This window comes from Streptomyces sp. NPDC053427, from assembly GCF_044544985.1.
Taxonomy (GTDB): Bacteria; Actinomycetota; Actinomycetes; order Streptomycetales; family Streptomycetaceae; genus Streptomyces.
In genome coordinates this window covers 81,558-95,697 of sequence record NZ_JBITYA010000019.1, presented here as the reverse complement: position 1 = coordinate 95,697, position 14,140 = coordinate 81,558, and the positions used below count along the sequence as shown (strand labels likewise).

The window sequence follows — 14,140 nt, the reverse complement described above, 5'->3', positions numbered from 1 at the left end:
GACTCCGAACCGGGGTCGCCAGGTCCGCACGGAGAGGCCCCGTCAGGCCCCCTGACGGCGCACTGACCGCCGTCGGAGGCGACACCGGCGCCGGGGCGACCCGGCCGCAGCGAGCGGCCGGAGAGCGGCCGTACACAAAAAGATCGCGCTGGACCCGGCGGAGTCCAGCGCGATCGGTGACGTACCCAGATGGTGCGGGTGTGGGGCCTGTTGGGGCAGGCACCGCGTCGTATGGAGCTGTAGTGCTTGGTGGAGCAGGTCGAGCTATGTGGTGCAAAGTCGGCATTTCCCGGGTTGGGGGCCCCGGAAAAAGCCTGGTTATGCGGTTATTCAGGCCTCGCTGCGCTGCTGCGGAATACCCGCGAGCAGTGCGCGGACCTCAGCCTCGCGGTAACGCCGGTGTCCTCCGAGCGTGCGGATGGACGTGAGCTTGCCTGCCTTGGCCCAACGGGTGACCGTCTTCGGGTCCACGCGGAACATCGTGGCAACCTCGGCAGGGGTCAGCAGCGGCTCGGCGTCAGGGGTGCGAGCGGTCATGAGCGGCCTCCTCGGGAGAACCGAACCATCACGGTTCTTTCCTCTAAATTCTGCACCTTGACCCGCGTTGCCCGAAATGGCGGACGCGGGCCGAGTCGGTTATAGGACGAACGGCTTGTCCTCGGCACTACAACTACACCATCTGTCCAGCCACGTCGGCCAAACCGATGGAATTGCCCTCTCAGGTGTTCAACCTCGGCGGAAGCCGATGGACCATGCCATAACGGACAGTCACGCGACCGTGACGATCAGTCACAACGTGATCAGGCGTCACGAGTCCCCTCAAGGAGCGCAATACCGATCTATCCGCCCTTAGTTGGACGGAAGGAGCCCCAGTAAGGCTCCTTGTCCTATTTTGGCACGAGGGTACGTCTTGGTGGCAAGGCCCGAAGTAAGTGCTTTAGGTCACGCTTATGCCAATCGCCCGGAAAAGGACCTACGTCCCGCGCCCGCGGCTCTCAGCTGGAGAACTGGCGCTCGCGTACCGCGCGCCACCGTTCCGAGAGCTTCTCGTAGGCGACGCCGGCCCGCTCGCCGTCCCCGTCGCGCAGCGCCGCCAGCCCCTCCGCCACTTCCGCGGCGGAACGGTCCTCGGCGAGCTGCCCTTCGGGCACCGCGTGCACCAGGCCTCCGTAATCCAGCTCCACGAGGGAACGCGGGTGGAATTCTTCGAGCCAGCGCCCCACATCTACCAGGCCGTCGATCAGCGGGCCCTCTTCCAGGGCGTCCCGCAGCGTCCGCAGTCCGCGCGCGACCCGCCGTCTGGCCTGCACCATCGGCGTGCGGTAACGCAGCAGGAGGCTGCCGTCACCCTTGGTGAATTCCCGCTCGGCGTCGTCGAAGAGGACGAACCAGCGGACCGGGACATGCCAGGTGGCGGCCCGGATCCAGGGCCTCGCGTCCGGGTTGCGCTCGCGCCACTGCTCGTAGTCGGTGGCGGCCTGCCGGCGCACCACCGGGGGCAGCGCCGCATCCAGCACCGACGCCGGAAGCAGCTCCTCCAGCCCCTCCAGCGCCTGCCAGCCGCGCAGCCGGGTGCGCCACGGGCAGACGCAGGTCACGTCGTCCACGACGGCGATGAACGCGTCGGCGCTTTCGTGGACCGGCACCGGTACCGGCGGCACCGGCAGCAGATCGGCCAGCGCCCGGCGCTGCTCGTCCTGCGCGGTGGGGGTGTCCTCGCGCTTGGCATAGCGCGCCCAGTGGGAGCGCTCCGGCTCGGGGAACGCTGCCAGCGGCTCGTAGACCCGCAGATATGCCATATACGGGACCATCACCGACGACGCCAAGGCCACGCCCGCTCCTTCAGGGGGAAGTCCGTTCAAATCCGTTCAACGTACGTTCACTGCCTTCAAAGGGAAGCCCGCCACCAGGAGTTGTCCGCCCCCACCGGGCCGGGGATACGGCAAATCGTCGCATGCCCGTCCCCCGCGAGGGGGTGATCCCCGGCACCCGGCGGATCAACCCGCCCCACAGGTCTTACGCTCTTCACAACCGGCCCTCCCCACCCGCAGGGGGGCGTCCTCCGCGACTTATGGGAGTCACCACAGTGACCGACGTACGTCCTGCCGCTGTCAGCGTCGACAGCGGCGTTCTGCAGAGCCTGTTCCGATCGGAGCAGGGCGGCCATGAGCAGGTCGTTCTCTGCCAGGACCGCGCCAGCGGCCTCAAGGCCGTGATCGCCGTCCACAGCACCGCCCTGGGCCCCGCCCTCGGCGGTACCCGCTTCCACCCGTACGCCTCCGAGGAGGAGGCCGTGCAGGACGCGCTGAACCTCTCGCGCGGCATGTCGTACAAGAACGCCCTGGCCGGGCTGGACCACGGCGGCGGCAAGGCCGTGATCATGGGCGACCCCGATGTGATCAAGTCCGAGGAACTCCTGCTCGCCTACGGCCGGTTCGTGGCGTCCCTCGGGGGCCGCTATGTCACCGCGTGCGACGTCGGTACGTACGTCGCCGATATGGACGTCGTCGCCCGTACGAACAAGTGGACCACCGGCCGCTCCCCCGAGAACGGCGGCGCCGGCGACTCCTCCGTCCTGACCGCCTACGGCGTCTTCCAGGGCATGCGCGCCTCGGCCCAGCACCAGTGGGGCGACCCGACGCTGCGCGACCGCAAGGTCGGCATCGCGGGCGTCGGCAAGGTGGGCCACCACCTGGTCGAGCATCTCCTCCAGGACGGCGCCGAGGTCGTGATCACGGACGTCCGCGCCGAGTCGGTGGACCGGATCCTCGCCCGGCACCCCCGGGTGACCGCCGTCGCGGACACCGAGGCGCTGATCCGTACCGAGGGCCTGGACGTGTATGCACCGTGCGCCCTGGGCGGCGCGCTGAGCGACGACTCCGTACCGGTGCTGACCGCCAAGGTGGTCTGCGGCGCGGCCAACAACCAGCTCGCGCACCCCGGCGTCGAAAAGGACCTGTCCGACCGCGGCATCCTCTACGCCCCCGACTACGTCGTGAACGCCGGCGGCGTCATCCAGGTGGCCGATGAGCTGCACGGATTCGACTTCGACCGGTGCAAGGCCAAGGCGGCGAAGATCTTCGACACCACGCTGGCGATATTCGCTCGCGCGAAGACGGACGGCATTCCGCCGGCGGCGGCGGCCGACCGGCTCGCCGAGGCGCGGATGGCGGAGGCCCGGCGCGCCTGACCGGCCCGAAGACATCGCACAACGATCTCTTGGCCGAAAACGTGCCCTTGTGCGGCCCGCCACGGGCGGTTGGGGAGACATCCCTCACCACCCGTCGGCGGGTCGCCGTATGGGACAGGTTAAAATCGCAGTTGACCAGCGGGGTAAGGGCGACCCGCAGGTCATGCCGAGCGGTGGGTGATGCGGGCGACGTACCGTATGGCCGCGGAAGCAGGTACCGTTAAAGCTCTACGGGCCGGTCTCTCTGTCGAGAGTCCGCTCTGAATCATGAACGCGTGTCAAGACTCTGGGGCCACTGAGCCCCGTCATTGAGGGGGTCGACCCATGGGGCGCGGCCGGGCCAAGGCCAAGCAGACAAAGGTCGCCCGCCAGCTGAAGTACAGCAGCGGTGGGACGGATCTCTCACGACTGGCCGACGAGCTGGGAGCATCGCCGTCGAGCCAGCAGCCTCCGAACGGGGAACCGTTCGAGGATGACGAGGACGACGACCCGTATGCCCAGTACGCGGATCGGTACAACGATGACGACGAGGACGAGGGAGACTCCTCCGACCAGCGTCGTCGCGCCTGACGTTCTGCACGCTCACGCGTACGCGGCATCGAGAACAGCATCATGGACCCGGTCCGGGCAATGCCCGGGGCCGGGTTCTGTGCTGCTGAGGTGAGCGCGCGGGCGGCCGCCGGGGCCGCCGCGCCGGCGGCCCCGTAGCCCGACGATTCAGCCGGCGTAGTCGCCGGTCAGGGTCACGGCCTCGGCGTGGTCGCCGCGCTCGACGATCTCGCCGCCGACCCAGGCGTCCACGCCGCGGTCCGCCAGCGTCGTCAGGGCGACGTCCACCGACTCCTGCGGCACGACGGCGATCATGCCGACGCCCATGTTCAGGGTCTTCTCCAGCTCCAGCCGCTCGACGGAGCCCGCCGAGCCGACCAGGTCGAAGACCGCGCCCGGCGTCCAGGTCGAACGGTCGACGGTGGCGTGCAGGCCGTCCGGGATGACGCGCGCGAGGTTGTTCGCGAGCCCGCCGCCGGTGATGTGCGAGAAGGCGTGCACCTGGGCCGTACGGGTCAGCGCCAGGCAGTCCAGCGAGTAGATCTTGGTGGGCTCCAGCAGCTCCTCGCCGAGCGTGCGGCCGAACTCCGGGACCTCCCGGTCCAGGGCCATGCCCGCCCGGTCGAAGAGCACATGGCGGACCAGGGAGTACCCGTTCGAGTGAAGTCCGGACGAGGCCATCGCGATCACCGCGTCGCCCGTCCGGATGCGATCCGCGCCCAGCACCCGGTCCGCCTCGACGACGCCCGTACCGGCGCCGGCCACGTCGAACTCGTCCACGCCCAGCAGACCCGGGTGCTCCGCGGTCTCGCCGCCGACCAGCGCGCAGCCGGCCAGGACGCAGCCCTCGGCGATGCCCTTGACGATCGCCGCGACCCGCTCGGGGTAGACCTTGCCGACGCAGATGTAGTCGGTCATGAACAGCGGCTCGGCGCCGCAGACGACCAGGTCGTCGACGACCATGCCGACGAGGTCATGGCCGATGGTGTCGTAGACGCCCATCTTGCGGGCGATGTCGACCTTGGTACCGACGCCGTCGGTGGCCGAGGCCAGCAGCGGGCGCTCGTACCGCTTGAGGGCGGACGCGTCGAAGAGGCCGGCGAAGCCGCCGAGCCCGCCGACGACCTCGGGGCGGGTGGCCTTCTTCACCCACTCCTTCATCAGGTCCACGGCGCGGTCGCCGGCTTCGATGTCGACGCCCGCACTCGCGTAGCTGGCACCGGCGGAGGATTCAGCGGACATGGCTGAGAACTTTCGTTTCGGGTGTGTACGAGCTCTACGGGCGACGCAGCGCGTCGCCGCCGCCGACCCCGGCCGTGAGCGTCTGGACGCCGTCCACATCGGACTTCGTCGGCGCCGCGGTCTCCGACTCCAGGAGGTGCTTGCCCAGCAGCTCCGGATCGGGCAGCTCCATCGGGTATTCGCCGTCGAAGCACGCGCGGCAAAGATTCGGCTTGGCGATCGTGGTCGCCTCGATCATGCCGTCGATGGAGATGTACGCCAGGGAGTCGGCGCCCAGCGACTTGCCGATCTCCTCCACGCTCAGGCCGTTGGCGATCAGCTCCGCGCGGGTGGCGAAGTCGATGCCGAAGAAGCACGGCCACTTGATCGGCGGGGACGAGATCCGGATGTGGACCTCGAGGGCGCCGGCCTCGCGGAGCATCCGCACCAGGGCGCGCTGGGTGTTGCCGCGGACGATCGAGTCGTCCACGACCACCAGGCGCTTGCCGCGGATGACTTCCTTGAGCGGGTTGAGCTTGAGACGGATACCGAGCTGGCGGATGGTCTGCGAGGGCTGGATGAAGGTCCGGCCGACGTAGGAGTTCTTGACCAGACCGGAGCCGTACGGAATGCCGCTGGCCTCGGCGTAACCGACCGCGGCGGGCGTGCCGGACTCCGGCGTCGCTATCACCAGGTCGGCGTCGGCCGGCGCCTCGGCGGCCAGCTTGCGGCCCATCTCCACGCGGGAGAGGTACACATTGCGGCCGGCGATGTCGGTGTCCGGGCGGGCGAGGTAGACGTACTCGAAGACACAGCCCTTGGGGCGGGCCTCGGCGAAGCGGCTGCTGCGCAGGCCGTTCTCATCGATGGCGACCATCTCGCCGGGCTCGATCTCCCGGATGAAGCTGGCGCCGCAGATGTCGAGGGCCGCGGTCTCGGAGGCCACCACCCAGCCGCGCTCCAGGCGGCCGAGGACCAGCGGGCGGATGCCCTGCGGGTCGCGGGCGGCGTAGAGCGTGTGCTCGTCCATGAAGCAGAGCGAGAAGGCGCCCTTGACCTTGGGGAGCACGCGGGGCGCGGCATCCTCCACGGTCAGCGGCTTGCCGTCCTCGTCGACCTGGCCGGCCAGCAGGGCCGTCACCAGGTCGGTGTCGTTGGTGGCCGCGACCTGGGTCGCACGGCCGCCTTCGCGGGGCAGCGCGGCGACCATCTCGGCGAGCTCGGCGGTGTTGACCAGGTTGCCGTTGTGGCCGAGCGCGATCGAGCCGTGCGCGGTGGCACGGAACGTCGGCTGGGCGTTCTCCCACACCGAGGCACCGGTGGTGGAGTAGCGGGCATGGCCCACGGCGATATGGCCCTGGAGGGAGCCGAGGGAAGTCTCGTCAAAGACCTGGGACACCAGGCCCATGTCCTTGAAAACGAGGATCTGGGAGCCGTTGCTCACCGCGATGCCCGCGGACTCCTGTCCACGGTGCTGCAGCGCATACAGCCCGAAATAGGTGAGCTTGGCGACCTCTTCGCCCGGAGCCCAGACACCGAAGACGCCGCAAGCGTCCTGGGGGCCCTTCTCGCCGGGGAGCAGGTCGTGGTTGAGTCGTCCGTCACCACGTGGCACGTCACTGAGTCTAGGGCAGGTCGCGGATTCATCCGAACCGGGGACGACCTCGAACCTGGATGAGTACATGAACGCAGCGTTAAGCGTGCTTGACGCGGTCGCGCGATCACGGCCAGGATTTCCGCTCATGCAGACCCCGCAGCCCTTGGCGCACCTGGTGTGCCGCCGGGTGACCCGCCCTGCGCGGCACCTGGCGCGGCGCCGCCACGTCGACCTCGGTCGCGTCGCCAGCGCCCTCTGTCGCTGCGCGTCCGTGCAGTAGCCATCGGTAGCGACGCCCCTTCTCGGGCGCTCCCGCTGCCCCTCTGAGCTGCACCTTCTCTCGCCTTTACCCACTCGCCCGATATGGCGCCTTCCCCTCGTATGCGGCTTCTGTCGCATACGTCCTCGCCATGTCCGTGTGAGATACGCGACGCCCTCCCGCCCGCCGCCGTCCCCGGGGGCCGACGCGCCGCATCACGGCCCGACACCACCTCTTCCGGAGAGCCGAAACGATGTCTTCCGTCGACCCTTCCTCGCCCGAGAACACCCGCACGCCCGATGCCCCCGCCCTGACGCGCCGCACCTTCGGCGGCCTGGCCGGAGGCCTGGGCGCCGCGGCCGCCGCGGGCGGGCTCGGCGCCGTGGCGGCCGCGCCACGCGCCGCCGCCGCCGAGCCGCCGCGGGCCCACGAGCGGGCATTCCGCGCCGCCCCCGACCGCCGCTCGCGCCGCCCCAACATCCTGTTCATCCTGGGCGACGACCTGGGCTGGGCGGATCTGTCCTCGTACGGCTCGCCGGACATCCGCACCCCCCACCTGGACCGGCTGGCCCGCCAGGGCGTCCGCTTCACCCAGGCCTACGCGGGCTCCGCGACCTGCTCCCCCACCCGCTTCTCCCTCTACACGGGCCGCTATCCGGGCCGTACCCAGGGCGGACTGGCCGAGCCCATCGCCGACCGGAGCGCGGGACTGGACCCGCGCCACCCCACCCTCGCCTCCCTGCTGCGCGGCGCGGGCTACGCGACGGCCCTGATCGGCAAATGGCACTGCGGCTATCTGCCCGACTACAGCCCCACCAAGTCGGGCTGGGACACCTTCTTCGGGAACTTCGGCGGGGCGCTGGAGTACTACTCGAAGCTGGGGCTGGCCGGGGAGTACGACCTGTACGAGGGCGACGCCACGTACAAGGACCTGCGCTACTACACACGGATCATCACCGAGCGGGCGGTCGACCACATCGGGCGCGACCACGACAGGCCCTGGCTGCTCAACCTGAACTTCACCACTCCGCACTGGCCGTGGATCGCGGACGGCGACACCGAGGAGAGCGCGCGGATCGTCCGCCGGATCAAGGCGGGCGAAGCGCGTGCGCTGTTCCATGACGACGGCGGCTCGCTGGCGAAGTACAAGGAGATGGTCGAGGACCTGGACCGCTCGATAGGCGAGGTGCTGACCGCCCTGGAGCGCTCCGGCCAGGAAGAGGACACCCTCGTCTTCTTCGCCAGCGACAACGGCGGCGAGCGCTGGTCGTACAACTGGCCGCTGTCCGGGAACAAGGCCTCCCTCCAGGAAGGCGGCATCCGCGTCCCGACGATCGTGCGCTGGCCGGCCCGGCTCGACGGCGGCCAGGTCAGCCATGAGCCGGTGTTCACGCCGGACTGGACGGCGACCCTGCTGGAGATCGCGGGAGCCCGGCCGGACCGCGGGTATCCGCTGGACGGGACGAGCCTGGCGGGATACCTGCTGCGCGGCGAGCGGCTTGCGGCGCGCGATCTGTTCTGGCGGGTGCGCGGCGAGCGGGCGCTGCGCCGCGGCGACTGGAAGTACTACCGGGGCAAGGACGGCACGGACCGGCTCTTCGACGTGGCGCACGACCCCCGCGAACAGGCCGACAAGGCGGCGGACGAGAAGCAGCTGCTGGGACGGCTGCGGGCCGCCTGGGAGGCGGTGGACAAGACGCTGCTGGCGTATCCGAAACCGTGACGGCGCCGGTCAGCCGAGGACGGGCAGATACCCGCCGATGTCGGCGCGCTCGCCGCTGGCGCTGACGGCCGCCGCGTCCAGCGCCGCGCCCCATGCCGTACGGCCGGTGGCGAGGCGCAGCCAGGTCAGCGGATCGGTCTCGACGACGTTCGGCGGGGTGCCGCGGGTGTGCTTGGGGCCCTCGATGCACTGCACCACCGCGAAGGGGGGTACCCGCACCTCGACCGACCCGCCGGGCGCCTTGGCGGCGAGCGCATCGGCCAGCAGCCGGGTCGCCGCGGCCAGGGCCTGGCGGTCGTACGGGATCTCCGCGGCGAGCGCCGCCGAGAGGTCGTCGGTGTGCACCACCAGCTCGACGCACCGGGTGACCAGATAGTCCGCCAGCCGCATCGCGCCGACGCGGGTGGTCATCACCCGGTCGTCGGCGGCCTGCGGAAGCACGTCGGCGAGCTCCTCGGCGGTGCGCGTGAGCAATGCGTACGGGTCGTGGGCGGCGGCCAGGGCGCGGGTGTCGGCATCGATCCCGGCGGCATGGGGAGCGGTGGCGAAGGGCCAGTCCAGCAGCTCGGTCTCCACCCGCGGCGGGGCCGGCTCCCGCAGATTCCGCGCCACGCTGCCGATCGCCATCGACAGATGCGCGACCAGCTCCCGCACCGTCCAGTCGCCGAGCCGGGTCGGCAGCGCGAGCTGCTCGGGCGTCAGGTCCGCCACGGCCTGACGGACGTGGGCGAACTGGGCCGTGACGGCGGCACGGGTCTTGTTCGCGTCGTACCGGCGAACGCGCTGCTTCCGGGCGGCGGATGACATGGGATCAGCGTAGGCGGCACCGCTGACAGCCGCCCCGGAATTCAGCGGCCGGGCGTCACCACCGGCGCCGCGGCGGCCACGAACGTCTCGCCGTTGTGCGGGACCCCGATGTCGTGCCAGGTGAAGGGCACGCCGTCGGCGGTGTCCGGGTCGGCGGCGTCCATGAGCTGGAAGTGGACGTGCGGTTCGGTGCTGTTGCCGGAGTTGCCGCACCGGCCGAGCGGCGCTCCGGCCCGTACCCGGTCGCCCGGGCGGACGGTGAGCGAGCCGCGCCGGACATGGGCGTAGAGCGCGTACGTGCCGTCGCCGAGGTCGAGGATCACATGGTTGCCGATCACGCGCCGGTATCCGCCCAGCGAGCGGACGATTGCCTCGACGACGAAGAAGTAGGCGAGCGCCGGCCAGGACGTACGGCTGAGGTGGTCGCGCTGGCGGTCCTCGGCGCGCACGACGGTGGCATCGGCGACGGCGAGCAGATCCGCATCGAACGCCGGGAAGGCCTCGCTGCGTCGCGCCAGGGGCCACCAGCCGAAGCCGGGGCGGGAGCCGTCCTCCGGCTCCGCCGCGATGTCGATGGCGTAGGCCTGCCCGTAGGCCCGCGTGCCGTGGCTGGGGACCTTGTCGGCGGGGCTGTTCAGCGCCTTCCAGCGGCCGGTGACCGGTGCGGCGACCGCCACCGCCTCGGCGGTGGGCCCGGTCACCGGGCGCTCCTCGGCCCGGCCGGCCCGGCGGTTCACCCCGAGCCCGATCAGCAGCCACAGGCCGAGCGGGATCCAGCCCCACCAGTAGAGGCCGTCGACGAAGAAGTTCGCGACGCATATCCCCAGGAAGGCCGCGAGGCAGACACGGGCGGCCCACTGGGCGATCTTCCGTAGGGACTGGGGCTGGGCGGACGGGTTCCGGGACGTCATCGGTGTTCCCCCTCGAGTCGGCCGGGCGGCGGTCAGCGCTCGGCGGCGGTCAACATCACCAGCAGCGGTACGACGCGGGCGACCGGCACCTCGTAGCGGCCGCGGGCGGCCGTGTGCAGCCAGCCGGCGGCGGTCAGCTGCCGCAGATGGTGGTAGATCTGGCCGGTCGTGCCGGTGCCGTCGAGCTCGGCGAGTTCGGCGGCGGTGGACCGGCCGCCGAGGATCTCGCGCAGCAGCCGCAGCCGTACGGGCTGGCCGAGCGCCGCGAAGGACTCCGCGGCCTCGCCCCAGTCGCGCTCCAGCACGGTGTCGGTGACCAGGCCGTACTGCCACTCGTAGCGCTTGCCGGAGGGCGTGCGTACGGCTCCGGTGAACAGCACCCCGCCGTTGTCCGCACCCAGCTCGGCTAGCTGCTCCTTGAAGCCGTGCAGGGCCCAGAGGTCGTCGCCCGGGACCCGCGCGGGCGAGGGCTCCGGGAGGCCGGGCGCCGGCTCGGCCGTCCGCTCGGCGGCCTGCTCCAGCGCGGCCAGGCGGCGCTCCAGATCGGCGACCCGTTGCTCGAGATCCATGGTCGGAGATTACGTAATTACGTAATCTCTGGCAAGCCGTTTCCCCGGAAAGCCGCAACGGCCCGCCGGGCGTACCGGCGGGCCGTTGCGTCAGACGTACGGAAGAGCGGCGCTCAGCCGATCAGCCCCGGGATCGTCGCCTCATGCGACGCCTTCAGCTCGCTCAGCGGAATGCTGAACTGCCCCTGGACGTCGATCTCCGCGCCGTCGATCACGCCGATACGGGTGGCCGGCAGCCCCCGCGCACCGCACATGTCCGTGAAGCGGAGCTCCTCGCTGCGCGGTACGGCGACGATCGCCCGGCCCGCCGACTCCGAGAAGAGAAGGACGAACGGGTCGATGCCGTCGGGGACGACCACGCGGGCGCCCTTGCCGCCGCGCAGGCACGACTCCACCAGCGCCTGGATCAGGCCACCGTCGGAGAGGTCGTGCGCCGCGTCGACCATGCCGTCGCGCGACGCCGAGATCAGGATCTCGGCCAGCAGCTGCTCACGGGCCAGATCGACCTTCGGGGGCAGACCGCCGAGGTGGTCGTGCACCACCTGCGACCAGGCCGAACCGCCCAGCTCCTCGCGGGTGTCGCCCAGGAGGTAGATCAGGTGGCCCTCGTCCGCGAACGCGATGGGCGTGCGGCGGTTCACGTCATCGATCACGCCCAGCACCGCGACCACGGGCGTCGGGTGGATCGCCACGTCGCCGGTCTGGTTGTAGAGCGAGACGTTGCCGCCGGTAACGGGCGTGCCCAGGGTCTGGCAGGCGTCGGCGAGACCGCGGGTGGCCTCGGCGAACTGCCACATCACCGCCGGGTCCTCGGGCGAGCCGAAGTTCAGGCAGTCGGAGACGGCGAGCGGCTTGGCACCGGAGGCGGCGACGTTGCGGTACGCCTCGGCCAGCGCCAGCTGCGCGCCGGTGTACGGGTCGAGCTTGGCGTACCGCCCGTTGCCGTCCGTGGCGAGCGCGACGCCGAGGTTGCTGTCCTCGTCGATGCGGACCATGCCGGCGTCCTCCGGCTGCGCGAGGACGGTGTTGCCCTGCACGAACCGGTCGTACTGGTCGGTGATCCACGCCTTGGAGGCCTGGTTGGGCGACGCCACCAGCTGCAGGACCTGCGCCCGCAGCTCGTCCGCGGTCGCCGGGCGGGCCAGCTTGGCGGCGTCGTCGGCCTGGAGGGCGTCCTGCCAGTCGGGACGCGCGTACGGGCGCTCGTAGACCGGGCCCTCGTGGGCGACGGTGCGCGGCGGCACGTCCACGATCTGCTCGCCGTGCCAGAAGATCTCCAGCTGCGAGCCGTCCGTCACCTCACCGATGACGGTCGCGATGACGTCCCACTTCTCGCAGATCTCCAGGAAGCGGTCGACCTTCCCGGGCTCGACGATCGCGCACATCCGCTCCTGGGACTCGCTCATGAGGATTTCCTCGGGCGAGAGGGAGGAATCGCGCAGCGGCACGGTGTCCAGCTCGACGCGCATACCGCCGGAACCGGCCGAGGCCAGCTCGCTGGTGGCGCAGGACAGCCCGGCGCCGCCGAGGTCCTGGATGCCGTCGACCAGGTCTTCCCTGAAGATCTCCAGGGTGCACTCGATGAGCAGCTTCTCCTGGAAGGGGTCGCCCACCTGGACGGCGGGACGCTTGGTGGGCTTGGAGTCGTCGAAGGTCTCCGAGGCCAGCACGGAGACGCCGCCGATGCCGTCGCCGCCGGTGCGGGCGCCGTAGAGGATGACCTTGTTGCCCGCGCCGGACGCCTTGGCGAGGTGGATGTCCTCGTGCTTCATGACGCCGATGCAGCCGGCGTTGACCAGCGGGTTGCCCTGGTAGCAGGCGTCGAAGACGACCTCGCCGCCGATGTTGGGCAGGCCCAGGCAGTTGCCGTAGCCACCGATGCCGGCCACCACGCCCGGCAGGACGCGCTTGGTGTCGGGGTGGTCGGCGGCGCCGAACCGCAGCGGGTCGACGACGGCGACGGGGCGGGCGCCCATGGCGAGGATGTCGCGGACGATGCCGCCGACTCCGGTGGCCGCGCCCTGGTAGGGCTCGATGTACGAGGGGTGGTTGTGCGACTCCACCTTGAAGGTGACCGCGTACCCCTGGCCGACGTCGACGACACCGGCGTTCTCACCGATGCCGACGAGCAGCGCGTCGTTCTCGGGGGCCTTCTCGCCGAACTGCTTCAGATGGACCTTGCTGCTCTTGTAGGAGCAGTGCTCGGACCACATGACCGAATACATGGCGAGCTCGGCGCCGGTGGGACGGCGGCCGAGGATCTCGCGGATGCGCGCGTACTCGTCCTGCTTCAGGCCCAGCTCGGCCCACGGCTGGTCGGTGTCCGGCGTCTGTGCTGCGTGCTTGACGGTGTCCAGAGTCATCAGGCGTTGACCAGCTTCTTCAGGATCGAGGTGAAGAATCCGAGGCCGTCGGTACGGCCCGTACCGATCAGCGGCTCGACGGCGTGCTCGGGGTGCGGCATCAGGCCGACGACATTGCCCGCCGCATTGGTGATGCCGGCGATGTCGCGGAGCGAGCCGTTCGGGTTGCCGTCCAGATAGCGGAAGGCGACCCGGCCCTCGGCCTCGAGCTCGTCGAGGACCCGCTCGTCGGCGACGTAGCGTCCGTCGATGTTCTTCAGCGGTACGGAGATCTCCTGGCCGGCCGTGTAATCGGTGGTCCAGGCGGTGTCCGCGTTCTCCACCCGCAGCTTCTGGTCGCGGCAGATGAAGTGCAGATGGTTGTTGCGCAGCATGGCGCCGGGCAACAGGTGGGTTTCGGTGAGCACCTGGAAGCCGTTGCAGATACCCAGTACCGGCATGCCGGCCTTGGCCTGCTCGATAACGGTCTCCATCACCGGCGAGAAACGGGAGATGGCCCCGGCCCGCAGGTAGTCGCCGTAGGAAAAGCCGCCGGGCAGCACCACGGCGTCGACCTGCTTGAGGTCCTTGTCGCGGTGCCACAGCGGCACCGCTTCGGCTCCGGCAACCCGGACCGCGCGCTGAGTGTCGCGGTCGTCGAGCGTGCCGGGGAAGGTAATGACTCCAATACGAGCGGTCATGACCCGGCCCCGGCGGGCTCATCGACATGAACGGTGAAGTCTTCGATAACGGTGTTTGCGAGGAAGGTCTCGGCCATCTCATGGATGCGAGCGAGGGCGGCGTCGTCGACCGGACCCTCCACCTCGAGTTCGAAACGCTTGCCCTGACGGACGTCGGCGATCCCCTCGAATCCCAGGCGTGGCAGTGCGCGCTGCACCGCCTGCCCCTGCGGGTCGAGGATCTCCGGCTTGAGCATGACGTCGACTACGACGCGTGCCACTGGCACTCCCG

Annotated in this window: 13 protein-coding genes; 3 read left to right on the top strand and 10 right to left on the bottom strand. The window is 70.4% G+C overall.

Going from position 1 to position 14,140, the window contains the following annotated elements; all coding sequences use genetic code 11:
* Positions 1-330: 330 nt before the first annotated feature.
* Positions 331-537: a developmental transcriptional regulator BldC gene (gene bldC / locus ACIGWZ_RS37960; RefSeq protein ID WP_003949541.1), complete on the bottom strand. Its 207-nt coding sequence runs from the start codon at positions 535-537 to the stop codon at positions 331-333.
* A gap of 458 nt (positions 538-995) precedes the next feature.
* A complete protein-coding gene (locus tag ACIGWZ_RS37955; protein ID WP_400072356.1) occupies positions 996-1,832 on the bottom strand; it encodes a hypothetical protein in 837 nt (278 codons plus the stop codon).
* Between the two features lie 239 nt (positions 1,833-2,071).
* Here ACIGWZ_RS37955 and ACIGWZ_RS37950 point away from each other — a divergent pair, with 239 nt between their 5' ends.
* Together ACIGWZ_RS37950 and ACIGWZ_RS37945 are read left to right on the top strand one after the other, a co-directional pair.
* Positions 2,072-3,190 carry a Leu/Phe/Val dehydrogenase gene (locus ACIGWZ_RS37950; protein WP_400072354.1) on the top strand — a complete coding sequence of 373 codons (1,119 nt, stop codon included), beginning with the start codon at positions 2,072-2,074 and terminating at the stop codon, positions 3,188-3,190.
* A 324-nt stretch (positions 3,191-3,514) separates the two neighbouring features.
* On the top strand, positions 3,515-3,760 hold the full coding sequence (locus ACIGWZ_RS37945) for a DUF3073 domain-containing protein (RefSeq protein ID WP_362707165.1): 246 nt from the start codon (positions 3,515-3,517) through the stop codon (positions 3,758-3,760).
* 147 nt (positions 3,761-3,907) lie between these two features.
* Here ACIGWZ_RS37945 and purM read toward each other — a convergent pair whose 3' ends face one another.
* Together purM and purF are read right to left on the bottom strand one after the other, a co-directional pair.
* Positions 3,908-4,981, bottom strand: coding sequence for a phosphoribosylformylglycinamidine cyclo-ligase (gene purM, locus ACIGWZ_RS37940; RefSeq protein WP_400072351.1), 1,074 nt, complete (start codon positions 4,979-4,981; stop codon positions 3,908-3,910).
* A 34-nt stretch (positions 4,982-5,015) separates the two neighbouring features.
* On the bottom strand, positions 5,016-6,575 hold the full coding sequence (gene purF, locus ACIGWZ_RS37935; RefSeq protein ID WP_400072349.1) for an amidophosphoribosyltransferase: 1,560 nt from the start codon (positions 6,573-6,575) through the stop codon (positions 5,016-5,018).
* 494 nt (positions 6,576-7,069) lie between these two features.
* Here purF and ACIGWZ_RS37930 point away from each other — a divergent pair, with 494 nt between their 5' ends.
* Positions 7,070-8,539 (top strand): sulfatase, encoded by a 1,470-nt coding sequence (locus tag ACIGWZ_RS37930; RefSeq protein WP_400072347.1) that lies wholly within the window; start codon positions 7,070-7,072, stop codon positions 8,537-8,539.
* A gap of 9 nt (positions 8,540-8,548) precedes the next feature.
* Here ACIGWZ_RS37930 and ACIGWZ_RS37925 read toward each other — a convergent pair whose 3' ends face one another.
* The 6 genes from ACIGWZ_RS37925 to purS all read right to left on the bottom strand — a co-directional run bounded on the left by ACIGWZ_RS37925 (position 8,549) and on the right by purS (position 14,129).
* Complete coding sequence (locus tag ACIGWZ_RS37925; RefSeq protein WP_400072345.1) at positions 8,549-9,346, bottom strand: sterol carrier family protein; 798 nt, start codon at positions 9,344-9,346, stop codon at positions 8,549-8,551.
* A gap of 41 nt (positions 9,347-9,387) precedes the next feature.
* Complete coding sequence (locus ACIGWZ_RS37920; protein ID WP_400072343.1) at positions 9,388-10,257, bottom strand: M23 family metallopeptidase; 870 nt, start codon at positions 10,255-10,257, stop codon at positions 9,388-9,390.
* A gap of 32 nt (positions 10,258-10,289) precedes the next feature.
* Positions 10,290-10,826, bottom strand: coding sequence for an ArsR/SmtB family transcription factor (locus ACIGWZ_RS37915; RefSeq protein WP_400072341.1), 537 nt, complete (start codon positions 10,824-10,826; stop codon positions 10,290-10,292).
* 113 nt (positions 10,827-10,939) lie between these two features.
* Positions 10,940-13,189 (bottom strand): phosphoribosylformylglycinamidine synthase subunit PurL, encoded by a 2,250-nt coding sequence (purL, locus tag ACIGWZ_RS37910; protein WP_400072340.1) that lies wholly within the window; start codon positions 13,187-13,189, stop codon positions 10,940-10,942.
* Positions 13,189-13,869: a phosphoribosylformylglycinamidine synthase subunit PurQ gene (purQ, locus tag ACIGWZ_RS37905; RefSeq protein WP_400072337.1), complete on the bottom strand. Its 681-nt coding sequence runs from the start codon at positions 13,867-13,869 to the stop codon at positions 13,189-13,191. The genes purL and purQ overlap by 1 nt, the downstream gene beginning before the upstream one ends.
* Positions 13,866-14,129: a phosphoribosylformylglycinamidine synthase subunit PurS gene (gene purS, locus ACIGWZ_RS37900; protein WP_400072335.1), complete on the bottom strand. Its 264-nt coding sequence runs from the start codon at positions 14,127-14,129 to the stop codon at positions 13,866-13,868. The genes purQ and purS overlap by 4 nt, the downstream gene beginning before the upstream one ends.
* Positions 14,130-14,140: the final 11 nt, after the last annotated feature.